At 57.7% G+C, this 25,946-nt stretch carries 21 protein-coding genes and 1 pseudogene; 8 read left to right on the top strand and 14 right to left on the bottom strand.

Annotated elements, in window-relative coordinates; all coding sequences use genetic code 11:
• Nucleotides 1-170 precede the first annotated feature (170 nt).
• Together RSSM_RS12665 and RSSM_RS12660 are read right to left on the bottom strand one after the other, a co-directional pair.
• Complete coding sequence (locus RSSM_RS12665) at nucleotides 171-1,298, bottom strand: L-dopachrome tautomerase-related protein (RefSeq protein WP_008679038.1); 1,128 nt, start codon at nucleotides 1,296-1,298, stop codon at nucleotides 171-173.
• Between the two features lie 313 nt (nucleotides 1,299-1,611).
• Nucleotides 1,612-3,435, bottom strand: coding sequence for a hypothetical protein (locus tag RSSM_RS12660; RefSeq protein WP_044302428.1), 1,824 nt, complete (start codon nucleotides 3,433-3,435; stop codon nucleotides 1,612-1,614).
• Nucleotides 3,436-4,060: 625 nt separating this feature from the next.
• On the opposite strand from RSSM_RS12660, the gene RSSM_RS12655 reads away from it, so the two are divergent.
• Nucleotides 4,061-5,062 carry a VanZ family protein gene (locus RSSM_RS12655; protein WP_008679035.1) on the top strand — a complete coding sequence of 334 codons (1,002 nt, stop codon included), beginning with the start codon at nucleotides 4,061-4,063 and terminating at the stop codon, nucleotides 5,060-5,062.
• A gap of 161 nt (nucleotides 5,063-5,223) precedes the next feature.
• On the opposite strand, the gene proB is transcribed toward RSSM_RS12655, so the two are convergent.
• Nucleotides 5,224-6,441, bottom strand: coding sequence for a glutamate 5-kinase (proB, locus tag RSSM_RS12650; RefSeq protein WP_008679034.1), 1,218 nt, complete (start codon nucleotides 6,439-6,441; stop codon nucleotides 5,224-5,226).
• Between the two features lie 65 nt (nucleotides 6,442-6,506).
• The gene (ypfJ, locus tag RSSM_RS12645; protein ID WP_008679032.1) at nucleotides 6,507-7,361 is read right to left on the bottom strand and encodes a KPN_02809 family neutral zinc metallopeptidase; all 855 of its coding nucleotides are present in this window, start codon (nucleotides 7,359-7,361) and stop codon (nucleotides 6,507-6,509) included.
• 273 nt (nucleotides 7,362-7,634) lie between these two features.
• On the opposite strand from ypfJ, the gene rimO reads away from it, so the two are divergent.
• Together rimO and RSSM_RS12635 are read left to right on the top strand one after the other, a co-directional pair.
• Nucleotides 7,635-9,113: a 30S ribosomal protein S12 methylthiotransferase RimO gene (gene rimO / locus RSSM_RS12640; protein ID WP_008679030.1), complete on the top strand. Its 1,479-nt coding sequence runs from the start codon at nucleotides 7,635-7,637 to the stop codon at nucleotides 9,111-9,113.
• Between the two features lie 322 nt (nucleotides 9,114-9,435).
• Nucleotides 9,436-10,413: a hypothetical protein gene (locus RSSM_RS12635; RefSeq protein ID WP_008679028.1), complete on the top strand. Its 978-nt coding sequence runs from the start codon at nucleotides 9,436-9,438 to the stop codon at nucleotides 10,411-10,413.
• 126 nt (nucleotides 10,414-10,539) lie between these two features.
• Here RSSM_RS12635 and RSSM_RS12630 read toward each other — a convergent pair whose 3' ends face one another.
• A complete protein-coding gene (locus tag RSSM_RS12630) occupies nucleotides 10,540-11,613 on the bottom strand; it encodes a DUF368 domain-containing protein (RefSeq protein ID WP_008679026.1) in 1,074 nt (357 codons plus the stop codon).
• A gap of 139 nt (nucleotides 11,614-11,752) precedes the next feature.
• On the opposite strand from RSSM_RS12630, the gene RSSM_RS12625 reads away from it, so the two are divergent.
• From RSSM_RS12625 to RSSM_RS12615, 3 genes are all read left to right on the top strand, one after another.
• Nucleotides 11,753-12,532: an undecaprenyl-diphosphate phosphatase gene (locus tag RSSM_RS12625; protein ID WP_008679023.1), complete on the top strand. Its 780-nt coding sequence runs from the start codon at nucleotides 11,753-11,755 to the stop codon at nucleotides 12,530-12,532.
• Between the two features lie 299 nt (nucleotides 12,533-12,831).
• On the top strand, nucleotides 12,832-13,428 hold the full coding sequence (gene lexA, locus RSSM_RS12620; RefSeq protein ID WP_008679021.1) for a transcriptional repressor LexA: 597 nt from the start codon (nucleotides 12,832-12,834) through the stop codon (nucleotides 13,426-13,428).
• A gap of 57 nt (nucleotides 13,429-13,485) precedes the next feature.
• Nucleotides 13,486-14,814, top strand: coding sequence for an aminotransferase class I/II-fold pyridoxal phosphate-dependent enzyme (locus RSSM_RS12615; protein ID WP_008679020.1), 1,329 nt, complete (start codon nucleotides 13,486-13,488; stop codon nucleotides 14,812-14,814).
• 7 nt (nucleotides 14,815-14,821) lie between these two features.
• On the opposite strand, the gene RSSM_RS12610 is transcribed toward RSSM_RS12615, so the two are convergent.
• The 8 genes from RSSM_RS12610 to RSSM_RS12575 all read right to left on the bottom strand — a co-directional run bounded on the left by RSSM_RS12610 (nucleotide 14,822) and on the right by RSSM_RS12575 (nucleotide 24,014).
• On the bottom strand, nucleotides 14,822-15,604 hold the full coding sequence (locus tag RSSM_RS12610; protein ID WP_008679017.1) for an ankyrin repeat domain-containing protein: 783 nt from the start codon (nucleotides 15,602-15,604) through the stop codon (nucleotides 14,822-14,824).
• A gap of 50 nt (nucleotides 15,605-15,654) precedes the next feature.
• The gene (locus tag RSSM_RS12605) at nucleotides 15,655-16,062 is read right to left on the bottom strand and encodes an acyl-CoA thioesterase (protein ID WP_008679016.1); all 408 of its coding nucleotides are present in this window, start codon (nucleotides 16,060-16,062) and stop codon (nucleotides 15,655-15,657) included.
• A 14-nt stretch (nucleotides 16,063-16,076) separates the two neighbouring features.
• A complete protein-coding gene (locus tag RSSM_RS12600; protein WP_008679014.1) occupies nucleotides 16,077-16,397 on the bottom strand; it encodes a metal-sulfur cluster assembly factor in 321 nt (106 codons plus the stop codon).
• Nucleotide 16,398: 1 nt separating this feature from the next.
• Nucleotides 16,399-17,016, bottom strand: a complete 618-nt coding sequence (locus RSSM_RS31645; protein WP_008679012.1) for a ComEA family DNA-binding protein — start codon at nucleotides 17,014-17,016, stop codon at nucleotides 16,399-16,401.
• A gap of 213 nt (nucleotides 17,017-17,229) precedes the next feature.
• Nucleotides 17,230-17,685, bottom strand: coding sequence for an RbsD/FucU family protein (locus RSSM_RS12590; protein ID WP_008679010.1), 456 nt, complete (start codon nucleotides 17,683-17,685; stop codon nucleotides 17,230-17,232).
• A gap of 254 nt (nucleotides 17,686-17,939) precedes the next feature.
• Nucleotides 17,940-18,557 (bottom strand): class I SAM-dependent methyltransferase, encoded by a 618-nt coding sequence (locus RSSM_RS12585; RefSeq protein ID WP_008679008.1) that lies wholly within the window; start codon nucleotides 18,555-18,557, stop codon nucleotides 17,940-17,942.
• On the bottom strand, nucleotides 18,554-19,675 hold the full coding sequence (locus RSSM_RS12580) for an endonuclease/exonuclease/phosphatase family protein (RefSeq protein ID WP_044302437.1): 1,122 nt from the start codon (nucleotides 19,673-19,675) through the stop codon (nucleotides 18,554-18,556). The genes RSSM_RS12585 and RSSM_RS12580 overlap by 4 nt, the downstream gene beginning before the upstream one ends.
• 166 nt (nucleotides 19,676-19,841) lie before the next feature.
• Entirely contained in the window at nucleotides 19,842-24,014 is a 4,173-nt protein-coding gene (locus RSSM_RS12575; protein ID WP_008679004.1) for an FtsK/SpoIIIE domain-containing protein, read from the bottom strand.
• 251 nt (nucleotides 24,015-24,265) lie between these two features.
• Between RSSM_RS12575 and RSSM_RS12570 the strand changes: the two genes are divergently transcribed.
• Nucleotides 24,266-24,991: a DUF6677 family protein gene (locus RSSM_RS12570; RefSeq protein WP_008679002.1), complete on the top strand. Its 726-nt coding sequence runs from the start codon at nucleotides 24,266-24,268 to the stop codon at nucleotides 24,989-24,991.
• A 36-nt stretch (nucleotides 24,992-25,027) separates the two neighbouring features.
• On the opposite strand, the gene RSSM_RS12565 is transcribed toward RSSM_RS12570, so the two are convergent.
• Nucleotides 25,028-25,441 (bottom strand): hypothetical protein, encoded by a 414-nt coding sequence (locus RSSM_RS12565; RefSeq protein ID WP_144059769.1) that lies wholly within the window; start codon nucleotides 25,439-25,441, stop codon nucleotides 25,028-25,030.
• 161 nt (nucleotides 25,442-25,602) lie between these two features.
• Between RSSM_RS12565 and RSSM_RS12560 the strand changes: the two are divergent.
• Nucleotides 25,603-25,946 (top strand): annotated as a pseudogene (locus RSSM_RS12560) (hypothetical protein); the annotation flags it as partial.

Raw genomic sequence — 25,946 nt, 5'->3', positions numbered from 1 at the left:
TGAGGAATCGAGTGGTGGGTTGGGTGGATGGAATGGCCTGAAACCTCATCAGCCAATCGGCGTTCGCGGCGGTTTGCATAGAGCAACCAAGCCATAGGGGCGACACTATGTTAGTCCAGGGCAACGCCTTGAGGCTGCGGACAAATTTCGTGAGCTAAACCACCGATCGCTTACCGTCCGAAAATGCCATCGCTCAATGGCCTGAAGCGAAAGATGTAGAACGGTTTCGACGTCTTGTCTTTTCCGTCGTTGAACGCCGACCCCAAGTGGACTTGAGCGGCGGAGACGTACATGTAACCGTCTCGGTTGTAGCTGATTCCGTCCGGCCATTGCATTCTCACGTCGGACGCGATCTCCGAATAGGTGCGATCACGAGCGGATACAAAGCCGATGCTATGGCTGCCGACATTGGTGAAATAGAGATTGCCTTCATGGTCAATGGAAAGACCGCCGTTGTTGACCTTGTCGCTGTAAGTCTCCACCTTTTCGCCGAGCTGTTCGTCGGTCATCTCGTGGTCGGCGAGTGCCTCGATCGGCAGCCGATAGATCTTGCCCCCGTTGAGCGGACAGAAATAGAGCCACTCGTTGTTTGCATCGAGCGTAATGCCATCGGCTCCAACGAAGATCGGCGTCGTTTTGTCATGTACGCGAACGCTCAGGGGATCACCATCGATCATGGTCGGCATGTTGCGATCGGCAGTCGTCGAAGGATGGTCTTGCAGGACGCGTTGGACGATCCCCGTCGTAAGGTCGACAACCACCAACGCCGCTCGGGAGCCATCTCCTCCGCGAGCAATCCCTTCATCAGCAATCACGATCAGGTTTCGCTGCTCATCGATCACGAAATCGTTGAGCTGTGAAATGTCGAGACTTGCGGGGGGCGGGACGTAGACGATCCGGTGCAGTTTGTTCTCGTTCGTATCCCACGCGACCAGCTTGGGCGTGACGTTGTTTCGGGTGCCCATGTCGAGCATCCATACAACGCCCTTTGAGTCATTGCGAAGCCCCAGGACATCATCGAGATACCAATCGTTTTCGTCGCGAGGCGTGTTCCACTCTTCGTTCGGAAACGGAATAACCGTCTTTGCCATCGCATCGTAAGTCGCCACGCGCACGTCGGGTTTGAAGAACGGGTGATGGCTCAGAACCAGCGTTCCATCATGCGTGTACGCAATGTTTCCAACCGCTTGGTCGAGCTGAGCAAACAGATCCAATTCGACGCTGGGTTCTTGTCCCGAACCCTTGATGCAAAACAGCAGCGACGTGGCAATGCAGAAGATACAATAGAGTTTGTTCACTTGATGTCCTGGTTCATGTTGCGGTTGCGACGGACACCCAATGGCTCTGCTTCACCGGCTTCCCGTCAAACTACGCCGTCCGTTTCCAGTCGATCAGATGGTATGGGTACCGCAAGACATGGCAAGTACGCACATTGGAGACCGCTAGGCACAAAACGGATACCACGGGAAGGGAATGTCCCGTTGATTGCGGCAATCTAAAATGCCGATTCGAATCGACTTTTGGGGGGGCTATCCAAAACCGCATCAGCCGATCGGCGTTAGCGGCGGTTTGGATCGGACAAACAAGGCAACACCTCGGGACCGAATATTTCTACGGGGCGGCGTTGTAGTAGGCGGATGATCCGGGTAGGAATGGCATGTGGTATTTTTCTGTGAGTAACTTGGCAAGCGACGGTGGGCCGTAGAAAAAGTTGATGTCCGTCATGCCTTCAAAGTCATCGAACGTTAGGAAGAAGTTTTCGACATCGAAATGTTGCAACAGTGAATTGGCGATCATCGTGAGCACGATTGGGTCTTGGTGCTCCTGTGGACGATCGACTTGATATTCAAACACTTGGTTGCGAAATCGAAGTGACGTGGTTTTCAGATCTTGATTGATGAAGACCAAGTCAGCATCGAACTCACCGCCTGACAATTTTGAAAGACCTCGCATTTTGACTTCAATCTCTGTCAGCACATTAACCGCATCTCGAAGGCCAGCCAATTCGAGTGCCTTGAATGCCTGTTCATCGAAAGACAGCAGCGATGGGTGTGGACACTCCGCCGTGGGACCAAACGGCATCGCAGCCTGATTAACTTGATCAGCCGACAATGACTTTGCATATCCATGTGCCTGCAAATCGGCAAGAAACCGATTGATGTTCAAGCCATCTTCATTCCACTTTCGACTGAGTGGTCGACGGAAGTAGACGGCCGGTGCATTGGTGGCTACGTCTTCTCTCAACTCTTCGGCCATCTCAGTTGCCCCTGCCTGAAACAGTCGCTTCACGATTGACAGTTTCTTCTCCCACCTTTCAGTGGCGTGGTAGATCTTCAAAAGCGAATCGACAAGTTCTGCATCAATAACATCATCTAGACGTTCGGCCAGCATCCTGGTTGCTTGGTCTTGCAGATTGCTTTCTTGGCCCGGAAAGCCATTTGCGTGCTTGCGCAAGAATTCGATTGCGTTGTCGCCTTCGAGTCGCACCAGTGCTTCAAAGGCCTGATACTGGTAGTAGGCATTTCCCAAATGGTCCTCAAAGTACTGACGGTATTCTTCGTCGCCGTTGACGCAAATGAATCGATGATACATCTGCGACTTCCCGTGCCGATGCCCGGCAACGCGACTGGCAAACCGACAGGCAACGGACTTGATTTCGGCGACTTCAGATTCATCTCGAACGAACGCCGGACGACCACCTGGACTCCCGTCGACAAAACGCTGCAGCAGTCCAGACAATTCGGGTTCGCGGGCCCAGTCCTCGAACTTCTCAGGCCCTGGTTTGAAAACCCGATCACAAGACTTCAATGCGGCAAGCGTGGGAGCGAATCCCGACAAAGCTCTGAAGTAAGCTTGCCTCGCGTCGTCTGAAGTCTCCGGTTTTTTGCATTCAGCGATGTACCACGCCATCATCTGCTGGGGAAAATGGTACTCGCCAGCAGACCGGTCGCCGTATCTTTCGTGCTCCAGTCGCGGTTCGAGCAGCGACCATGCGTCGACGTCCTCTAGCCACTCCTTCTTGGCCATGTAGAAGAGCAGTTGCTTGACACCGCGTTCATCCCACTCGTCTTTGACGGCAAAGCGATTTATTCCCCAATCAAATCCTTTTCGTACGCCGAGCGCGGTCAGTATTCGGGCGAAATGAAAACGTTTCTCCGCTTCAATGGTTTCGTCGCTGAGTAGCGGTATCAACACGGTGGCAAGTGAATCGAAATTCGAGATCTGCTGTTTGAGCACCTCCTTCGACATGAAGAAAGCTTGTGGATTGGCGATCACATCTTGAATTGCAGATCCCGCTGGTTTTTGCGGGTTCTGATCGGCGCACGCTTGCGTCAACCGATCCACCGCGCCGACGGAATCATCGATCCGAATCGCCGCTGGCGGGTAGTTGAAATCGAATCCATAAGTCTTTGTGTGGACGATGACTGGAATCATGTCGGCTCGCAGTGACGATGGAAAACAAACCAACGTGCCAGTTAGGATTGTGATGAAACAAGCGGGATTTAGACAAACTAGACGGGTGCGTTTCATACGTTTCACCAAGAGAACAGGCTGTCACACCAGCGGGTGCGTTCCGATTCAGGCTGAATTGGGGAAGGATCTGGTCACTGAAGATTCTTTTCTCTTCGATAAAGAATAGCGAGCCCTTGGCTGCTAATGTTCACGCCATGTTCTGGTTTACCAGGCCGTTGTTCTGGGCTGAGACTGTTGTTCTGGGTTGAGAGATAGGGATGCCCCTTCGAGGCGTGGAGACTGGTGGTGCGTCACGACCAAGAATGAGGGTTCAGGGGCGAAGCGACAGTCGCCAAGACTTTCGGTGATTCCCAGGGCCTCCCGAAACTTTTGGCGAGTTTCGCTACCCTAGAACGAGGCTTTGGCGCATCACTAGGGGGCTCGTTGCGGGCGTGGGGTGGTGCCCTTCCCGTGGTGGGCTTTTTGGCGGATGATCGTTTGTGGTGGGCATCAGGTTTTGGTCTTTGGCGCAGAGTTCTTTTGCCCTTGTCCGCCGTCTCTGCCCGTATCGTTGTTCAACCTTGGTCATTGTCCCATTAACGAGCCTGTGAATTCGGTAGGTCAAACGAGCGGGGTTCCGGAAAAGGAACGTCCGCGTCCGGTCGGCCCGATGGCGGTGATCGGATTGCTCGCTGCGGTCGGCATGTTGTTGGTACCGATTCCGTTTCACGGGCGGATTTGGGCGGCGCTCGGGGACGTGGCGCACGGGCCTTTGTTTGCCGTGTTAACGATCGGTGTGTTGTTTCTGTGGCACCGCTTTGATCCGTTGGACTCGTTCGGCCGCGAATGGGTCGGGCGGATGGCGTTGGTCGCGGTTTGTGTTTTTTTGGCCGGCGTGATTGTCGAGTTTGCTCAGATCATGACGGGGCGGAGTGCGGCGATGCACGATGCGGTGGCCAACGGGCTCGGCGTGATTGCGGGCGTGGCTCTGTATTTCGCGGCGCTGAATGCTCGGTATCACGCGGACCGGCGTTGGGTCAGCCTGACGGCGGCGGGCGTTGCGATGATCATGATCGGGATGGCGCTTGCTCGACCGGTGTCATTGTTATTGGACATTGTCGACGTCCAACGGTCGTTTCCATTGTTGGGTTCGTTTGAACGTGAAATGGAATTGACGAGGTGGTATTTCGACGATTGTCGGTGCACGCGAACGGACCAGAACGTCACCGATGGCAAACACGCGTTGCGGATTCTCGCCGAGCGAGCTCCGTATCCGGCGGCGACTCTGTATGAGACGGTCACGGACTGGTCGAACGTGCAAACTTTGGAGCTCGATGTGACGCTGTCGCATTCGTATCCGAAGCCGCTCGAGTTCGTCGTTAAGGTGGTCGACTCGGAGCACCGTGACTGGGAGTCCGACACGAGCCGGAAGATCTTTCGGATCGAACCGGGTAAGACGTCGCACTTGGTGCTCAATCGCGAGGAGATTGTTGACGGCCCTGATGAGAGATCGCTCGACCTGAGTCACATCAAGTTTGTCAGTTTGGCGATGGTCGCACCGGAAGTCGCCACCTTCGTCGACGTCGATCGCGTTTTGGTGACGAAGTAGCTGTCTCGATCGGTTCGCGCGAACCCGACACGGTTTTGGTTCGCGCCTGATGCCTGGAAACGATCCGGAGACCTCGATCAATTGGTCAGCGGGAGTGCATTGGCACCGGTCGTGTTAACCGCGGCTAACGCGCATCGGCTGATGAGTTTTTCGGGCAGTTCTTAATGCTCGGTAACGTCGGTTTCGGCTAGATTTCGCAGGACCAAATTGTTTCGGTGGATGACGTTTTCGTAGGGGCGGTGGCCGAGAATGGATTCGATTTCAGCGTTGGATCGTCCGGCGATCAGGGAGATCTCGTGGCTGCGGTAGTTCACCAGCCCGCGAGCGATCTCTTGTTCATTGCGGTCGATCAGGCTGACAACGTCTCCATGAGAAAACGTTCCTTCGACGCGTTCGATTCCGACGGCGAGTAGGCTGCGGCCTTGGTTGCAGATCGCTCGCGAAGCACCGTCGTCGAGGTAGAGGCTGCCGGCGACGACGGCCGCGCTGCCGATCCAACGACGCCGGCCACGGAGGGTGCGTTTGGGTGGAATGAACAGCGTCCCGACTCGTTCGCCCGCGAAGATGCGGTCGAGCACATCGTCTTGGCGTCCGGGGCCGATGATGGTTGGGTGGCCGTGCGAGTTCGCCAGTCGCGAGGCACGTAGTTTGCCTTCCATGCCGCCTTTGCTGACCGCGGAATTTTTGTCTTCGGCCATCGACATCACGTCGCCGTCGAGGTCGCGAACGACTTCGATTTTCTTGCTGTCTCGGTTGTCGGGGTGCCCGTCGTAGAGTCCGTGCACGTCCGTTAACAGAATCAGCAGTGCGTCGTTGAATAGACCGGCGACGTGAGCGGCGAGTCGGTCGTTATCGCCGAAAGTCGTCTTGAGTTCCGCGACGGCGACGGAATCGTTTTCATTGACGACAGCGATCGCGCCGAATTCATGAATGCCGTTGAGAGCGTTGCGAACGTGAAGGTATCCGCTGCGCCGGCGCAGGTCGCTCTTGGTGAGCAACACCTGTGCGGCTTGGTAGCCGTGACGCAGGAGCGATTTCTCGTAGGCTTTGATTAAGTCAGCTTGTCCGATCGCGGCGACGGCTTGCAACCGGGCGATGCCGACCGGGCGTGTCGGCAGGCCGAGTTTCGCGACGCCGGCTCCGACCGCTCCACTACTAACCATGATTACATGGCGGCCCGAGTCGGCGATCCTCGCGAGCTGCGCGGCGAGCAGGTCGACGCGGGCTAAATCGAGTTTGCCTTCGTTGGTTGTCAGCACGCGCGTGCCGACTTTCACTACAACGCATTTCGTTTGGTCAATGACTTGGGCACGGATCGCGTCCTGTGCAGCACCTGAGTCGTCAGCGTTCCCCGCCGGGTTTTCACAAGCGAAATTCAAAACAGATTTGTTTTACGTGGGATGAAGTGTGCCGAACCGATCCGTGGAAAAAACACGGCGATCGATCACAGTGTTTCGGCACCAAACGTGTCGCCTTGGCTGAGGTCGCCGGTTTTCAGCCCTTTGCTGAACCATCGAACACGTTGTTCGCTGGTACCGTGGTTGAACGTTTCCGGTTGAACGTACCCTTTGCTGCGGCGTTGCAGCGTATCGTCGCCGATTGCTTGGGCGGCCGTCAACGCTTCTTCGATATCGCCGCGTTCGATAATGTTGTGCATTCGATCAGCATGATGCAGCATCACGCCGGCGAAGAAGTCCGCCTGCAGTTCGAGTTTGACAGAGTATTTGTTGTATTCGACCTCGGGAACCTGTTGTCGAATTTTGTCGACTTGGTCGGTGTAGCCGAGCAGTTTCTGAACGTGATGGCCGACTTCGTGCGCGACGACATAGGCCTGTGCGAAGTCGCCGGGGGCACCGAGTTGGCGAGAGAGCTGGCTGAAGAAAGACGTGTCGAGGTAAACCTTCTGGTCCGCCGGGCAGTAGAACGGCCCCGTACCGCTGCTCGCCATTCCGCAACCGCTGCGGACGTGATCTTTGAACAGCACGAGGGTCGGTTTCCGGTAATCCAAGCCGTTGTCGGCGAACAACCGCGTCCAGACATCTTCGGTGTCTGCGAAGACGGTGGCGACGAATTCGCCGGCTTCCTGTTCTTCGGGCGTCAGTTCAGCGGGTTCGCCACCGGGGCCCGGGGCGGCTTGATTTTGTCGGGCTTGTTGGAGGAATTGCTGTGGGTTTCCTCCGAGCAATCCGATCACGATCGCGATCAATACGATGCCGATGCCGCCGCCGACTGCTGCGGGGCGTCCCATCGTTCGTCGATCCTCGACGTTTTCGCTTTGCCGTCTACCTTTCCAACGCATGGCGGTTCCTTTTCGTCAGCGTCAAACGCTGCACCCTGAGATAAGTTTGGTTCAATGGTGGTTTTCGATGAGAGGCGACTGACGAATCGCCACGGAGCATGGTCCGGCTAACCCGCGATTGTCGCAAACCCGGTGCCACATCGAAAGGTGCCGGGGCCGAATCAACGCAGAGCAAATGAAAATTTCAAATTGTCAAAATGGCCTTTTCTGATCTAATGCGTCATCCGTTCGCCACGCCCGTGTAGTCCTTTTTGAACAGTTTGACGCGTTTCGATGCAGCTCCCGATTTACCAAAAGTCCGATATCAACGTCGTTGCACCGCCGAATTCACCAAACGCGGGTGCGGACGGGGCGAGCGGGAATCCGGAGACTGCGGGCGCCGTCGAACCGAATACAAACGGGGCGAGAGGCAACTACGCGGTGGTCTCGTTGGGTTGTCCCAAAAACCTCGTGGACACCGAACAGATGCTCGGACGGCTCGATGCGGACGGCTATCGGATGGTCGATTCGGTCGAAGGAGCGGACTTTGTTGTGGTCAATACGTGTGCGTTCATTGATTCAGCACGCGATGAATCGATGGCCGCGATCGACGAAATGTTGACTCTCAAACGCGATGGCAAACTGCGGAATGTTGTCGTGACGGGATGTCTCGCTGAACGCCAGCAGGGCAAACTGCTCGAGGATCGCCCGGAGATTGATGCCCTCGTTGGTGTGTTCGGGCGAAACGATATCGTCAGCGTTGTCGATGAATTGTATTCGGGGCTCGAGGAGCAACGGACGGTCTTCAAACCTGCCGCGGTGAATCCGCTCAGCGACGCGGTTCGGTCGGCGGTCACCCCGCGTCACTTTGCCTATCTGAAAATCAGTGAAGGATGCGACCGGCTTTGCACGTTCTGTGCGATTCCGAAGATGCGAGGTAAGCACTTCAGCAAACCGATCGAGCAGATTGTTGAGGAGGCGGATCGTCTCGGCCGCAGCGGCGTGAAAGAAATCGTCGTCGTCGCTCAAGACACGACGTACTACGGAATGGACCGTTACGGCAAACCACGCCTGAACGATCTGTTGAAACAGCTCGACCGGATCGAGTCGATTGATTGGGTGCGTTTGATGTATTTCTATCCAATGTACATCGACGATTCTCTGATTGACACGATCGCAACGGCTCGACGGATCGTCCCTTATATCGACATGCCGTTGCAACACGCCAGCGACGCGATGTTGAAAAGGATGTCGCGAAAGACAACTCGAAAACTGCAGACCGAGATCGTACGCAAACTGCGAGAGCGAATCGATTCGCTGGTCATGCGGACGACGATGATTACTGGGTTCCCCGGCGAGACGGAGGATGACTTCAAGCAGCTGATGGACTTCGTCGAGGAGTCGCAGTTTGAAAACTTGGGCGTGTTCACGTATTCGGTGGAAGACGACACGCCGGCGGCGAAGTTGCCCAACCGCGTCGATCCTGAGATCGCAAACCGGCGCCGCGACGAGTTGATGGCGCTGCAACAGTCGATCGCGTTTGAATGGAATGGCAGCCGGGTCGGTGGTGTGGAAGACGTTTTGATCGACGCGGAAATGCCCGAGCAAGAAGGCGTCTTCATCGGTCGCACGAGAAGCGAAGCGCCGGACGTGGACGGGTTGGTCTATGTCTCGCAGGTCAGCGAAGAGTCACCGGTCGAGATCGGCCAGATTCGCAAATGTGAAATCGTGGCCTCGCAAGGATACGATCTCGCCGCTGCTGCGATTGATTGACCGGGGTTAGCCTACGTCCTCGAATGCGGTTTGGTGTTCGAGGGGGGCGGTGGATTCGCGCGTGCGCACGTAGTTCGGTCTTTCCAAGACCGAGAGGGGCATGTTTGGAGGCCGGGGGCGGTGCCGGGCGCGGTGCCGGGGCTGGGGCCGTTGATTGGATGATGTTAGGGCAATGGTTGTTTGTGGGGGATCCGTCTTGGAAAGACGGAACTACGAGGGTGAGGGTATGTTTTGGCGGTGATGGGGCGATGAATTGGTTGTGAGCAGGCCTTAAGATTGGTGGGGTCTGGTTTCTTATTGCCTACCACCTGAGATTCGCTCGATGATTGTCCCTTCCTACTGGGCCGAGTCAAAACGGACCATCAAACACGACAACCGACAGATGACGGTGCGTCGGTTCGGTTGGTCTGACGACAGTCAATCGGCCGCGCAGGAGCATGCCGAGCAACGAGTCGACGACGCGGTTAAGAAGATCACTAGCGGTGAATCCACGCTGCTGGCCGAACCCAAGGTGCCTTACAACGGTGCCGACGGATTGCCGATTCGCGAAGAGATCGTTTCACGACACGGTGAGTCGGTGATGACTCGCAATGCCTATGGAGCGTTGTGTCTCAACACGCCTGACGTTTTGATCGCGGACGTGGACGCAGAGGAGCGTCCCGGGTGCGGGCCGTACGGATACGTTTTCTGGGGCTATTCGATCGTTTACATCGTGCTGGCGTGGCGGGTCGAAGGGCTGCGTTCTCTTTTCTTGTACCTGCTCGGAGCGTTTGTCGTGGTGACGCTTCTGGGCAGTGCATGGCATTGGTTGCGCGACCGGATGCGAGGGTCGCTCAAGCAGGCCGCTCGCGATCGGATCGAGCGTTTTTCCAATTCTCATTCGGATTGGGGCATGCGGCTCTATGAGACCCCACGCGGATGGCGTGTGTTGGTTTCCCATTCCACCTTCGATCCACGTGGTGACGCGGTGCGCGATTTCTTCCAAGCGATTGGGGCCGATCCGATTTATGTTCGGATGTGTTTCAACCAAAATTGCTTTCGCGCCCGGGTGTCCCCCAAACCATGGCGGATCGGGATCGATGACCACCTCAAGCCTCGGCCGGGCGTTTGGCCGATCACGCCGGAACGGATGCCACAGCGAAAACGATGGGTAGAAGAATACGAACGCCTGTCGACTCAGTATGCCGCCTGCCGGTTTGTCGAATCGCTCGGCAGTGTTTCGCAGTGCGAAGAAGCCCGGCGGGTGATTCAGGTGCACGACCGAATGTCGGGGGCGAATACTCAGTTCAAGATCGCCTAGTCGTTTGTGTTGGTTCTCGTTTCTTGTAGTGGATCTTGTTAAAGATCCTGATGTATGAGGATCTTTAACAAGTTCCCCTACGACCTACCCCGAAAGCAATGTTGCCGCGTTACACAGGCGACGTTTTCAGGAGGCTTCGATGTGGGCGTTGCGGGTGACTCGGTCGGCGATCAGGACGACGAGGGCGGCGGCAACGGCGAGAACGATCAGGGTGGCGATGTTGCCATCGTACTGCGCCGGAGAAATGAAGACGTGCTCTTGGAATTTGAGTTCCATGTCAGCGGTTTCCGGAGTGACGGCTTGCAGCGGCCAGAGACGTCCGATCGAACCGATCATGAGTCCGATGAGCGTCGCCATTGTCATGTCGTGGTGTTTCCGCAAGAGGTAGTTGAGCAATCGCGAGAAGGCGAGCAAGCCAAAGCCGCATCCGATCGCGAAAACCGTCAACCGCGTCACGATCATGACGTCGATGTTGAGTTTGAAGAACTGTTTGATCATCCCGATCACTGGTTCATAAACGCCCAGCAGTAACAGCACAAACGCGCCGCTGATGCCGGGGAGGATCATCGCGCAGATCGCAATGGAGGCGCTGAAAAAAAGGTACAGCAAGTTGATTTCACCGTGGCTCGTCGGAATTTGGGACACCGCCAAGGCGATCAGGATTCCCACGACGCAGGCGAGCATTGTGGGAATTGCCCAACGTGAAACGTTGCGACGGACGACCCAAACACTCGCCAGTACCAACCCGAAGAACACCGCCATCGTTTGATTCATTTGGTGAAGCAGCAGATGGTGCATGAGGCCTGCGAGTGATCCGATCCCGACCACGATTCCGATCCCAAGTGCGATCGTGAAACGCAGATCGAGTTTCTCGATCAGGGAGGTCCAGCGTCGCCGGCGAAGCAGGCCGACCGCCTCGGTGTCGATGTTGCTGATCGCGGCGATTAATCGATCGTAGTGACCGAGGATGAGGGCGACGGTGCCGCCGCTGACGCCAGGGACCGTGTCAGCGGCGCCCATGCAGAAACCGCGGAAGATATTAATGACATCGCCTGTCAACGAACCGGCGGGTTTTGCGAGTGACGAATCCGAGTTGGGTGTCGCAGCGCGGGTTGGCTCGCCGCCGTTATCGTCGGACGAGTGTTTGTAATCGTCGCTTTGAACCTGACCCTCATAATCGTCAGTCTCGGATGCGTTCATCACAGGTTCAATCTCGGCGTGAAGGATTCATGTTAAAAATGCTGTCGCAGTGGTAGGCAACTCGCCTCGCTAAAGTAGTTTGGAACAGAGTATTGGCAATGCCCGATTCTGTTTCGCCCTCATCGTTCGGTCGTCCCTCGTGCCTGATCTTATTCGTGTTCTGATTCTCGCTGTTGTGCAGGGGATCGCTGAGTTTCTACCGATCAGCTCTTCCGGGCACTTGGTCATTCTCGACAACTTGTTAGGTGACCTCGGCGAGTCGGCCACGCTCGTGATTATCCTTCACGCCGGCACGCTCGGATCGATCCTTGTTGTTTATTGGCGAAGGATTCTTAAATTGCTCACGAGCGATCGGCGGGTAATCGGGTTGTTGGTAGTCGGAACCTTGCCCGCGGTTGTCATCGGGCTCACGATCAAACGTGGCTTTCCTTGGATTACCGAAAGTCCCGTATTGGCCGCATCGATGTTAATCGTGACGGGTGTGTTGCTGATCGTTCTGGGGAGATTGAAACCTACAGTGGGCGAATACACCCAAATGAGCTGGTTGGGGGCGTTTGTGGTCGGTTGCTTCCAGGCGGTCGCAATCCTGCCTGGAATCAGTCGTAGCGGCTCAACCATTTTGGGTGGTCGGTTGATGGGCCTGAGCAACGAGGACTCGGTCACGTTCTCGTTCCTGTTGGCGATCCCGGCGATCCTCGGTGCAACGACTTTGGCGGTGAAAGACCTCGTTGACGGGACCGAAGCGGCGTCGGAACTTCCCGTAGCGACTTTGATGATCGGCGCCGCGTGTGCGTTTGTGGTCGGGATCTTTGCGTTGAAATGGCTGATCCACTGGAGCCGTGAGGCGCGTCTGCACTGGTTCGCTTACTGGTGCATCCCGTTCGGTTTGGCCATGCTGCTATTCTATAGCTTGCGCTGAAAACGCTCGTTTTGAGCGTGTGGTGTTTGGGTTCTTGGCAAAAAAATTTCATTCAGGGGATTTTTCTGGACCTCCGTATACATCAAACTGCAGAGTGGGCAGCACGTGTTGCTCAATTCTAGCAAGGGGCGAGTTGACGCATCCAGCGGCACACTGGACGTGTGAATAGTGATATACCGCACACTTTCCCACGATAGAATCCCGTCATCAAAGTGATTCATGGGCTATAGTTCACTGTCTCCACTTACCCGCCTTCCTACCCTCCGATATCCCGTTGGATTGCCCCCTAACGAGGTTTTATGGCTAAGCCACAACTGACCGACCGCCAGAAGAAAGTTTACGAACTTATCCGTTCGCTCATCCAAGAGCGTGGCTACGGCCCGACTGTTCGTGAAATCGGCGAACACTTTGGAATCAAGAGTCCCAACGGCGTGATGTGCCATTTGCGTGCACTGGAGCGGAAGGGACTGATCTCGCGTAAAGCGAACAAATCGCGAGCCATCGAGTTAACCGGTGAGAACGCTCGGTCGGCAACCGGACTGCCTTTGATGGGCGTGGTTTCGGATCACCCTTCTGAGTTGGATACCAATCCGACGGACGCCATTGATCTCGGGAAAACGCTCGCGACCGGAGAACGATTCGTCGTTCAGGTTTCGGGCAATTCGTTCTCTGAGTATGGCGTTCTCGATGGTGACTTTCTGATTATCGAACAGGAAGGCGAGTGCACTGAGAACTCATTGGTCGTCGTGAAGTTGACCGATGGGCGTGTCTCGATGCGGAAATGGTGTCCTGAAATGGGATCGCCAGGTGCGACGGAGGGTGGTGACGCTCCGGGCGTGATGTCGGTGCTCGGTGTTGCGGTGTCGATGGTTCGCGAGAAGATGGCGTTGGTCTAGCACCGGCGTGTAAACTGCGGCGGTCTTCACGCTTCCTTTGCGACCCATTTTTGCTAGATGCCAGACCGCACCCCGTTCGATGACTTTGCACGTTCGCTCGATGAAATGAAGTCGCGGGGGCGGACGCGCCGGTTGGTCGTTCAGTACCTCGACGGCGTGTCTCTGGTCACTGACCAGTCGGAACGCCTGCTCAACTTTGGCGGCAACGACTATCTCGGGATTGTTGCCGAGGGGCTCGGCGGTGAGTGTGGCGACGGTCTTGAGTGCTCCGGCGGTGCTCATAGCTCTGGCAGTGTTCATAGCTCTGGCGGTGTTCATCGCTCTGGCAGTGTTCATCGCTCTGGCAGTGGTCAGGCAGAGAAGGGGGAAGCGTTCTTCGGGCAGGAGCAGTGTGGGGCGACGGCGAGTCCGTTGGTATGTGGTTGGACACCGGCTCATGATCGGTTGGCCAAATCGATCGCTCGGTTGGAGCGGACTGAGTCGGCGGTGGTGTTCCCTTCCGGCTACGCGGCGTGCAGTGGTGCGGTCGCGACGTTATGTCGTGAAGGCGATTTGATTCTGAGCGACGAGCTCAATCATGCTTCGTTGATCGATGGTTGTCGGGCGTCGAAAGCAGATCGGCAGGTGTATCCCCACCGTGATGTGAGGCACGTTGAGGGTGTCTTGCAAGAGTCTCGGCCGCGGTTCGGACGTGTTTGGATTGTGACCGATGGCGTGTTCAGCATGGACGGCGACGCCGCACCGCTGCGGGAACTCGTTCAGGTTGCCGAGCGGTATGACGCGCAGGTCCTCGTCGACGAAGCGCACGGCACGGGGGTGCTCGGCCAAAACGGAGGCGGGCTGTGCGAGGCTCTCGGGGTTCGAGACCACGTCGCGGTTCGTATTGGAACACTGAGTAAAGCGATCGGTCATCAGGGCGGTTTTGTTGCAGGCCCGCGGGTGGTGACGGATTATCTGGTCCAGTTTTGTCGGACACTGATTTTCAGCACCGCGTTGTCGCCACGGACCGCCGCCGGGGCGGAACGGGTGATTGCGTCGATGGAAGGACTGCGGGCGCGACGCGAGCACGTGACGCGGTTGGCGGCTTGCCTGCGCGAGCAGTTAGGGAACCGTTTGCCCGATGAGATGCTCGGCCCTTGTGGTGGCGGTGACGCGACCGCGGACAGGGAGATCTTTGAGGGCATACCGATCGTGCCGGTGATCATCGGCAGCGATGAGGCAACCGTTGCGATGAGTACCCGGCTTCGCGAGCGAGGTTACTACGTTCCCGCGATTCGACCACCGACCGTACCTGAAGGAACCGCGAGGCTGCGTATCTCGTTGTCGGCGGCTCATCAACGAGGCCACATCGACGGGCTGGTCGAAGCGATTGTTTCACTCGTGTGAGAAGACTCTATTGATCGAGTAGTTCGACGACGTCAGCGTGTCCGTTCGCTTTGGCGAAGTCCAACGCCGACTCTCCGTCGACATCTTCGACCGAAGGATCGGCTCCTTTGTCGAGCAACAACTGCACGACTTTGGTTTGCCCTTCTGCTGCGGCGAACATTAACGCGTTGAAGTGTTCGTCTTCATCGACGAGTTCCATGTCGGCACCGGCCGCGAGCAGGGCTTTGACGGTCGATGCGTTGTCGCCCGTGGCGGCGTACATCAACGCCGTTCGTCCGAATTCGTCGCGGTGGTCGATCTCCGCGTGTTGGTCGATCAACCACTCAACGGTTTCGAGGTGCCCGTCATAGGCGGCGAGCTGCAATGCCGTGCGTCCGCCTTCCCCGGTGGCGTCGATATCGGTGCCCGACGATGCGATTTCTTTGACCGAGTCCAGCTCGCCACGCATGGCGGCGTCGAGCAGCGCATCGCCGCGACCCGTGCCGGTGTTTGGTTCTGCCGACCTCGCCGTGGGGGCGTCCGCTTCGGGCTCGGCGGAAGAGACGATGACCTCCTCGCGTTCGCGTCGCGGAAAGTCATCCGGTTCGATCCGTTCGGGGCCGCAACCGACGCTCGTTAATCCGAGTAGCGTCACGACAGCGGCGACACCCGCCTTGGCACGTGAGAGCCGCATGTTTGCCGGCGCGGATGCGATGGCCTTCGGGAGTGTGGAAGGACGCCGCGGTACGCGATCGGCAGAGGTGCTCGGGGCAGCGAGTGGGGTTTGGTGCACGTCGGAGGCTTGGTTCACGATGGGGCTCGGTTCACGATGGGGCTCGGTTGACGAGAGAGGGCTGTGCGTCACGCGGTGGCGTCTGAGCCGGGGCGGGGGTTGGGGGTGAGGTCTGGCAGGCGGGCTGGTTTCCCGTTGCGATCGACGCATGCGATGACCGAGTCGCCTTCCACCAAGACGGTGTCGCCTCGATGGATGGTGTAGCGGTGCCGCATTCGCACCTTTCTTAGCTCGATGACTTCGGTGGTGACGGTCAGGACGTCATCGAAGTCGGCCGGGGCGAAGTAGCGGACGTTCATTTCCGTGACGACGAGCATCTTGCCGCTGTCTTCGATGCTCTTGTAGTCGTGACCGAGGCTGCGCAGCATCTCGACACGCCCACGTTCGAAATAGTTGAGATAGTTGGCGTGGTGGACACGTCGTTGCCCATCGGTTTCCTGATAGGCGACGCGGATCTCGTGAGAATGTCGAAGCAAGTCGAGGGGGTCCGTTAGTAGATGCCGAGATGGTCACGGGCCTCATCGGTCATCAGTTCGGGCGACCAAGCCGGTTCCATGACCACTTTGACTTCGCACGAGTCGACTTCGTCGAGCGACTCGGCAGCGGCTTTGGTGCCGGCGACAAGTTGCGGCCCAGCAGGACACATGGGGCTGGTCAGCGTCATTTCGACGTTCACGTCGTGCCGCCCGTCCCCCTTCTCATCACCGACATCGACGACGTAGACCAACCCGAGGTCAACGATGTTGACGTACAGTTCGGGGTCAATGACCTCTTTGAGTGCTTCGCGGACTTTGTCTTCGGCTAATGCCATCTCATCGATCCAGGGTAACGTGGCAAAGTGGGGGCACGGTTTTGATGACGGAACGATACGACCCCGAGTGCGTTTGGTCAATCTCGCACCAAGGAGCAATCGCTTCAATTGTCGATGCACCGAGCCCGTTGATTTGGGAAAGCTCTGGCAGGGAAAGGAACTCGCCACACGTCTCTCGGCGCCGACGAATTTTGGTGACCATGTTGGGCCCAATATTTGGCAACAAACCGAGCTCTCGATCACTCGCGACATTTATCGGAATCCTCATCAAACGCACACGTTCCGCCTGAGTGGTTCTCGGCAGCGGCGACATTCGGGGGAGAGTCGGCGGCGTTCCGGTCAATGGCTCAATCGGTTCCGACGTGAACGCAACAGGCACCGAGGTCGGGGCGGTTGTTTGTTCGTCGCGAAGGTGCGGTAAGGTCAACGCGGCCGCGAAACCAGCGACAAGGATCAGGGCAAGACGCGCCGCGGGTTTCTCCAGTGGGCTTTGTCCGGCGCCTTGGCGTTGTCCGTGGCCTTGGCGTTGTCCATGATCTTGGCCCTGGCTTTGACGCTGAGCCAGCTCCTGACCCCGATCCTGCTCCTGACCGGTGTGATGTGAGTCGTCCCCTGACACAATCGATACTCCGCGTTGTATTGATGCCGATCGGCCGTTCGAACGAAACGACGCTGCGAAATTGATCGTCGCAGCCGTGATCGAGCAGGCGTCACTTATCGAACCGGTACCTATACAAAATGGCATCGGCCGAGTTGCAGTGTACGCGCCGTCAACGCGGAATCAAACTGAAAATTGATCGGCGGAGACGCGGAGCTTGCTAGCAAATCACGGCTATTCGGTTTCGCTCATCCGCACGCCGATGACCAAAAGCAGGTTCGCGTAACGCTGTTGGTCGGCCGTTTGGATGGTGAGGACGTGGTCCGGTGTGATCACGTGATCGTAGAACGCCCACTTCTCGAGCGGTTTAAGTTCGACGTCCGATCCGGCATCGCGAAGGGTTTTGCGGTAGTCGTCCCAAACCGGTGGATCGCCGTCGAGGGCGTACGGCCCGGACTCTTCGGTTTGCATGGTCATCGCAGCTTCGATGGGCACCGCCGACAAGATCGCTTGCAAGGCTTGATCGCACGTGATCAGTCCGGGCATCAAATTCATGCTGATCAGTTTTGCGTTCGGCCCTCGCTTGTTGAGCGAAGGGTAATTGCCATCGGCGATCAAAATCGTGCTGTGGTGACCGGACGCGGCAAGGATGGAAGTGATCTCGGGGTGAATGAGTTTGCTGAGCAACATGGGGCAGTGGCCTGAGTTATCAAATTGGGGGAACGGATTCGGCTGAGGCGAAACGTTTACTGTATCTCAATTGCGAACGCAATTGGTCGCGGTGAGCAGCGAGTTGGAGACGAAACGAAATGGCGAGTCATCGAAGACAGCCAAATCTTGGCGTAGCGAACCTCGCCAAGAGTTTCGGAAGGGATCATGAATCGCCGAAAGTCTTGGCGACTTTCGCTACGGATCTGCCCCTCATTCTCGATCTTGATGCACCTTTAGGAAATCTTGCGGACCAGGTTCATGCCTTCGCGGCCTCGGTAGGTCAGCAACAAGGCACCGGTCGACGCGCGGACGTCGAAGATGTGTTCAAAGAAACCATGTTCGCCGGGCCAAGGGAACGCGAAGAACAAATCGAAGTCGTCGATCTCCCAACCGATTTCGTCGTAGATGTCACCTTCCTCGGTATCGACATTGCGTACTTCGTTGGCGATGTCTTCGAGGCCTTCGACGTCGCGTGGCACGAGGCTGCCGCAGTAGACTCGCGAAGAGCTGCCGAGCGATTGGGCGAGTTCGTTCGCTTCGTGGACGAGTCGCGGTTCAATTTCGATCCCAACCGATTCCATGCCACGCAGAGCGGCCAATAGCGATCCGACCGCGAACCCGGCTCCCCATTCGCAGAACCGATTGCCAGCGATCAGGTGAGACTGTTCGATCCAGGTGAGTGCTTGATCGAGAAGGTGAAAATCGCACGTGACGAAGTTTTCGATCACCGTTTGATCCGCCAACATGAACGCCTCGATGGCTTCGTTGGCGGTGTCGATTAAGGTTTCGGATCGGTCGTGATACGGGAGGCTTTTGATCGAGTCGGGGACATTGATTTGCTGCAGCGTCATGGAGAGTCGGAGTCATCGGAAATCGGTTGAATGTCGATCCAAACCATTCGGTGGTCGGTCGCGTCGAGGCATCGTCCCAACGGCGTGTTAGGTTCCGGCCAAACCACGCCACTGTCAACAACGGGGATGTTTGCCGAAGGGATGACGTAGTCCACGCGAACGCGTCGGGTGCCAAACAACGCGGTTGTGGTCGAATGGGTTCCGTTCTCCGGTGCAACGGGGTGTACTTTGTCGCTGTTTAGAAGGTTGACGATTGCGGATCGACGGCTGTCACCGGCCTCGGGGTCGGAGTTCAGATCGCCGGCGATTGCAAACCACTCTTCCTTAGCGAGCCCGCCGGAGACACCCGCGTCGTCGACGAGGAATTCTGCGTCGGGGTGTTCGATGAACTCTTGCCAAAATCGAATCTCGTCGTGATTGCGGCATCCGTTGCGGTCTTCCGGGCCGTCGAACACCGGTGGCGTCGGATGGCTGACGAGAAAATGCAGCATGCGGTGCGTGCGATTTTCGGTAGGAATTTGAATCGGCACGTCGGCGTGATTCTTACTCGACAATCGCAGTTTCTGCCAAACCTCGTCGCTGTAGTAGGGAACGTTCGTTTGCGGATCGATCGGACGCAGTGCGCCGGGCAGTTGGGACCACCGGTACGTTTGAAAGGTTCTCGCGTTTTTGCGATCAATCGGGAACCGGCTCAAAACGGCCATCGCGTATTGTCCGGGATAGCGTCCGAATCCCCACGCGTCGTTGGGGAGACCGGTTTGTCCGTCGGCGTCCAAATCTGCGTCCGCGATCATTCCCGTGTTGGTCGGGATCGACCATCGGTGAGGATAGGAAATTGGTTCGCCACTGCCTTCCCGCTTCGCATTCAGGTAGAGATCCGCGAACCGGTTGAGCGTTTTACCGTCGGCGTCAAAGTCGACTTCGCAGAGCAGCAGGACGTCCGGACGGATGGCTCGGATGATCTTGGCTAACTTGATCGCCTGAGCATCGCTGCCGCCTTGCAGTCGATCGGCGACTTGGCCGGACGAATCGCCGTAGAGCGAAACGTTCATGCTGGCGATCCGGATCGAACGTTGCGGCGGAGCCTGAGTTTCGGCGTGCGTCGTCGAGGAACTCATCGCCGGCAGGACGATCGCAAAAACAAGAACGAGCGACGGGACCAGCGGCACGCGGTGCGTACGACTGGGGAACGTCGATCCATTAGTGCATGCAGATCGACTGGGGCACGCAGGTCGATTGCGGCGGGCGGGTCGGTGATGGTGTCGCCAGGCATGAACCGATGGGTCAACCGAGCAGAGCGGCGACTTCTTCTGGAGGAGGTGGGTCGCAAAGGCGGAACTTCGTCGTGCGGCCATCGGCATCGTCGTAAAGAATCATGGTGGCGGGGGACAGTTCAGACGCGACCGGCGAATCGATCAGCAGCGACGAGTCGGCTGCGTTGATCGGGCCGATCAGTCGAATCTCGAGATCATGTTGGCTTTGGCGAGGCAACCATCGCGATAGGATTTCGGCCGACGGCAACGTGACCAAGACAAACACGCCGACCGAGGGTCCGTCGCGGAGCACCGATTGGAACGCTTTGCTGCCGTTTTGTTTGTATGCCGCGTCGAGCGAGAAATCGAGCTGCTCACTTTGCCTTAAATCACGCATCCGGTCCAGGGCGTCAACAATCACCAACATCGTTCGGCCGTCATCTTCGATCGGCTCCGGTGCAGCATCTGGTTGCCCGTTCGTGTTGTCCGCAGATTGGTCTGTCGGTGACGCGTCGGAACTGGGGCCGCTCGGATCATCGAGTGAGAACGTGCCTTGGAAGTTGGCGTGATCACTGGGTTGTTTCGGAGGCGTTTCGACTTCGCGGCCGGTTTCCTTCGCGACTCGTGCGGCGACGAGGTTGGACAACGCGATCATCTTGTTCTCTGCATCGCGGGTGCGGACCAGCTCGGCGGTGATGCCCGAGGCGCGAATCCAATCCGCGGGCGATTCGCCGTCGTCGGCTCGCGACCCGTCGAAAAAGATGATCGATAGGTCCGGCGAGTGTTTGATCGCAGACGCAATGAAGGTGCCGACAATGCCGACCCGCATCTTAGGCGGCGCGACGAGCAGGGCGTTGCGTCCAGTGTCGGATTGGAAACGCAGCGTTGTCGGCGGCCCGAGTTCGACGGCTTCTCCGAGCAATCCTGCAACGCGGTCGGATGTGGTCGCGGATTGGATCGCGATGTCGGCGAGTTTCGCGGTGAAACGGCTCGGACGGTTTCCCTCGAACACGATCGCCGGTTCGAGTGTTTCGCCGAACGAAGCGTCGCGCGAAGTGATTTCGTTAAGCATCGCCTCGTGTTCTTGCGGCCCGAGCCAGGCGACTTGGAAGGGATGGTTGCCTTCGAGCAGTCCGCTCGCGTCGTTGTAGATCGCTTCGCCCGGTCGCGACAGAAGTTTAGCGGCGGTGTTGTCGTCGGCGAGGATCAACGCGGCGTCCGATTCGCTGCACTGCATCGCGACCCGAACCGCCATTTGTCCGAGCGTCGCACGCGGAAGGCTGTTCGCACCGGCGAGCGATTGGCTGCTGAGGATGACGTGGATCCCGAACGAACGGCCTTGGCGAACGAGCCGGTCGAGCAGTGCGGTGCAGTCGGCCGCGAGCGAATCGTCGCGCGTGAACAGTTCTTGGAATTCATCGATGACGAGCACGATGCGTGGCATCGTCGTGTCGGGCCGCTTGGACCGGAACTCGGCGACCTCCTGCACGCTCGCGTCACGGAACGCTTCCCCGCGGGACGTTAATTCAGCGTCGAGGCGTTGCAGGACGCTGCGGCCGAACTCGCGTTCGCTTTCGATGCCGATCACACGCGCGTGTGGCAAGTTTCTGTCGGCGTAGATTTTGAACTCGACCCCTTTCTTGAAGTCCAGCAGATAGAACTGCAGTTGGTCGGGCGTGTACTGCGCCGCACCGGCGGTGATGATGCTGTGGAGCAACGTGCTCTTGCCCGAACCCGTCTTACCGGCAATCAAGACGTGTTGGCGGACGCCTTCGCCGAGCAGCAGGTTGCGTGTTCGCCCGGCACCTTGGCTGCCGATCGTGATCGCGATCCCGTTGTCGGTATTTTGTGTTTCGTCGCCTGTCGGAACGCGACCGTCGGGGAGCAGCGATTCGAGTCCCACGACGACACGTGCGGCTTCCAAAGACGCTTTGCCGATTCGCCGGATTAACGGGTCGCGGACCTCCGACGGTGGCGGTGGAGCGGGCCAGAACTCGAGATCCTCGAGGCCGTCGGATTCGCAAACCCAGTGCGCCGCGGACCCCGGTTCGGGTGGAACGTAGGCGGGCTGTTTACCATCCTCTTCACCGGAGTCGTCGGGTTGCTGTTCGACGACCGGTGTGAGGGCCTCGCGATAGCCGATCCGCAACAGCTTGTCGCTGCGCAGCGGTGGCATGTCCGTCGGCCAAGGTCGATCTTTCTCGACGACCAAGATCACAAACACGCCGCACCGGGCGCCGCTTTGGATCAGCGACTGCAGGTGCATGTAGGAATCCCGCGACAGGCCGTCGGGGAATCCGACCGCCGCGACCGCGTGATAGGGTTCGGCGAGTGAACCGGCGACTTCGTTGTAATCCTCGATCCGTTCGAACCGGTCCCGCAGGCTGGCTTGCAAGACGTTTTCGACATGTTGTGTCAGTTCGGTCAATCGCTGCGTGATCTTATCGCTGGTCGTCCAGACGCGGTGGTGGATCAATTGTGGATCGTGATCGGCGAGAGCCATGAAGCTGGCAAAGTGCTGACCACGACTGTTGGCATCGATCAGGGTCACGCGTGCCCGGCCCGGCATCGCACTGCTGAGCAGTCGCCACAGGATTTGATGAGCAATATCGATCGCTTCGTCGAGTTTCTCCGACGGCGTTTCGATCAGCACACCGGAATGACGCCGGCGGTGAATCGCCAACGGCATCGTGTCGGGAATGTCGATCTTTGAAAGGATGTCGGCTTCGGCCGGCGAGTCGCTGCTGTGTGCGTATCCCAGTGCGTCGTCGAATTTCTTTTTTAGACGTTTGCCCAAACGGATTTGTCCGAGCGGCAGGAAGTCGATCGATTCATGCGGGTCCGGCGGCGAGGAGAGGATCTGTTGCCAGGGCGGGAACCGGTAGTGCACCAAATCGGTTGCCGCCAAAATGCGATTCATTCCGCGACGCAGTCCGGTCTCGAGCCGTTGGGCGAGCGATTGCAGTGTTTGCTGGTGGCTGGCGAGGGTCTGGCGTCGGGTTTGCCCGGCTGCTTGGTCGGTTTGGGTGAGCGTTTGCGAGATGTTCGACGCGAGCGTATCGGCTCGCTCCCGCATGGTCTTTTGCAACGTCGCGAAGCCGCTGCGGAATTGAGCGTCGATGCGTTGGAGTTGCGATTCGAGTTTGGCCTGCTCTTCGGATTGGGCTTTGTCGAGTTTGCTCTTCAAGTCCGCGAGTTGGTCGCGTTTCCACCGTTCGGCTTCGGCGATGTGAGCTTTGCGGCGGTCGAGCAATTCTTGGGCGGCCTCCTCGGCCTGCTTCTTCGAAATCGCCTTGCCTTGCTGAACGGCCACTTCGGCGGAGTGTCGAATGCGTTCGGAGAGCGGATGCAATTTGCGAGTCATCCGGCGTAGCGGGAACAGCAGAATCGCGTAGATCATGAACCCCAACACACCGGCGACGGCGACCAACCCGATCAACCACCAAATCAGCGGTTGCGGTTTCATGGTCAGCATCACGATGCTGCCGATCGCGATAAACACGGCGACGCCGGCGGGCAGATAGAAAGAGTCGACGGTCTTCGACGCGAACCCCTTCTGCATGTCGACCGTGACCGCTTTGACGCGGCGGTTTTGTCGGCTGATTAATTCGATCGCGTCGCGAACGTTGGTGGGTTCGGCTTCTTGGAATTCCGCGTACGGGTCTGCCGGGAAGTTCACCTCGAGCAATTGATCGAGCCGCCGCATGGTCAGGTCGCGAGCCCACTGCAGGTCCTCGTCGCCGGCCGCGAGGGCTTCGTCGAGTTGTTGGTACTGTTCGGCCTGCTGCTTTTTCGGTTGCCCTTTGCGTTGGTTGTATTGATGTTCGATCGCGATCAGTCGTTTTTCGACTTTGCCTTCGATCACATCGGTCTGTTCTTTGGCCGCCTTGCGATACTTGATCCGAATCCGTCGCAGTTGGTCGCGGGTTTGGACGGTGGCCGCTTCGTAGGCCGCGATCGCCTGCTCTTGGGCCTTGTCCCATTGTTTGAGCGTACTCTGTCGGTCTTGCTGGCAGTTTTGTCGAACCTCGGCGAGCTGTTCGGCGAGCTTGCGTTCGAGGTCTTGATGTTGAGCCGACTGTGCCAACAAAAGTCGCTCGTGATCGCTGCGAGAGGCAGCCACCCGACCAACGAGTCCATTGATTAATCGCCGCTGTCGTGCGGGATCAAACAGGAAAACAGGAGCAACAGATGAGTCTTTCATATCTACCGATTCTAGCCGAACTGGATCGTCCGGGTGGCTTGGCTATCGCCGGGAGCGAATATTTCGCACAATAGGCGTCACGCACAACCGGTACAAACTAATAAGGCGGAACGCGGCATCGTTTTGCCACGCTATGTGCCTTGTTTTTTCCCGCAATCACACGATCGGATTCGTGTCTTCGGCGTGCAATCGACTCGACGCCGGCAACCGGTTTCGCTTCCTCTCCATCGTTCCACGATTTCCAAACGACTATGGCCGCTCGCTCTTGGACATCCACTTCGCAACAGCCGCACGCCAGCGAAAAATCGGCGTCCGGCGAGAGTTCGAGCACGGACGGTGGTTCGAATGACGGAAATTCGAACAAATCCAAGAAGGGCGACGGGGCGAAGAAGCCCGGCCAAATCGAGTTGTCGCCCGAGGTGCTCAACGGCGATTCGCTGATCGAAGTCGACGGGATCGAGGTCGATCTGAAGAACCGCTACCTGGCGGCGTTCCTGGCGTGGATCGTGCCGGGGGCCGGGCATATTTATCAGGGGCGGCATTCGAAGGCGACGCTGTTCATCATCAGCGTTCTGTCGATCTGGTTCTTGGGGTTTGCGTTGGGCGGTTGGAACGTGGTTTACGCCTCATGGCAACCGGGAGACCGCCGGTGGCATTATTTCTTGCAAGCCGGTGTCGGCGCCGCCGCGCTGCCGGCGCTCGTTCAGGGCGATCGAATGCGACGCGCCACCGATCCGACCACGGGACGAACGCTCGACAGTTATCGGCCGCTGTGGCGAGGATTCATGGCGCCCCCGCATCGTCCGGTCTTGGAGGGTGAGGCCGATGAGGTGGCGGCCTGGTACGCGCGTCGCGGCAGCGGCTACGAGATGGGGACTTGGTTCACGATGATCGCAGGTTTGCTGAACTTTCTGGTGATCTACGACGCGTTCGGCGGCCCCCTGGCGGTCCCGATCAGCGGCAAGAAAAAGTCCTGACGTCGAGAACGGATGCCTCACCGGCTCGTTCGATCTTCACGCAGAACGCTCGCCTCGATCGGCTGGTTCGGCGATGGCTGAGTGAGAGGGCGAATGATTCGCGTATCCGTTGCGATGCGGAGGATCGGTGCGAACGGACATTCTTGGGCTGTCGACATTCCTGGGTGTGGCGGTAAACAGTTCGCTCGTGAGTGTGGTGAGAGAGTTTTGAAATTTGGCGTGTCCGACCCCGTAGCTGTATTCGCCCGAATTCAGTTCACCGAAGTCTAGCGACAACATTTTCAGATTCGTTCGAGCCAGAGTAATGGTTTGGGCCAGAGTAATCGTTTGGGCCAGAGTAATCGTTCGAGCCTGAGTAATGGATTGAGCCAGGTTAATGGATTGAGCCAGAGTCTTGCCTGGCGGGCTCTTGGCAGCCACATCGGCGTGAAGATTCGATTTTGCGGGCACATTCGTGCTCGAGAATCGCACTTTCACGGCGAAAAATTTGTGAATTTGGCTCGACTCAATTAGACTCATGTCCTCTCCCTCGAAACTCTCGAGTTCCCGATCCACCTTTCTCCCTCTTCTCCGCTCGGATCAACACAGTGAAACGCTTTGCAACAAACGCCGTGAAACGCTTTGCAGCCTCGACCGCCCGTTTTTCGGTTCTTTCCCTTGTGGCGTTGGCCTCGTTCGCAGCGGCCAACTTGGCTGTTACGCCGATTGCGAATGCCGGTGGTGGCGAAATCGTCGATCAGGCAGGCCTTTTCGCGGCGATGGACGCCGGACAAGTCGAAGCGACTTTCATCCCGCAAAATGCTGCCAAAGCGAACCTGTTGGTGAAGAACCTCACTGAGAAACCGCTGCAAATCCAATTGCCTGCTGCCTTCGCCGGCGTGCCGATCAACGCCCAAATGGGCGGAATGGGCGGCGGCATGGGAGGCAGTGGGGCGGCGGACAGTTGGGGTAGGTA

This window comes from Aporhodopirellula sallentina SM41, from assembly GCF_000346505.1.
In the GTDB taxonomy this organism is placed as follows: domain Bacteria; phylum Planctomycetota; class Planctomycetia; order Pirellulales; family Pirellulaceae; genus Rhodopirellula; species Rhodopirellula sallentina.
Note: the sequence above shows the minus strand (reverse complement) of the source record. Positions and strands in the feature narration are given on the sequence as shown.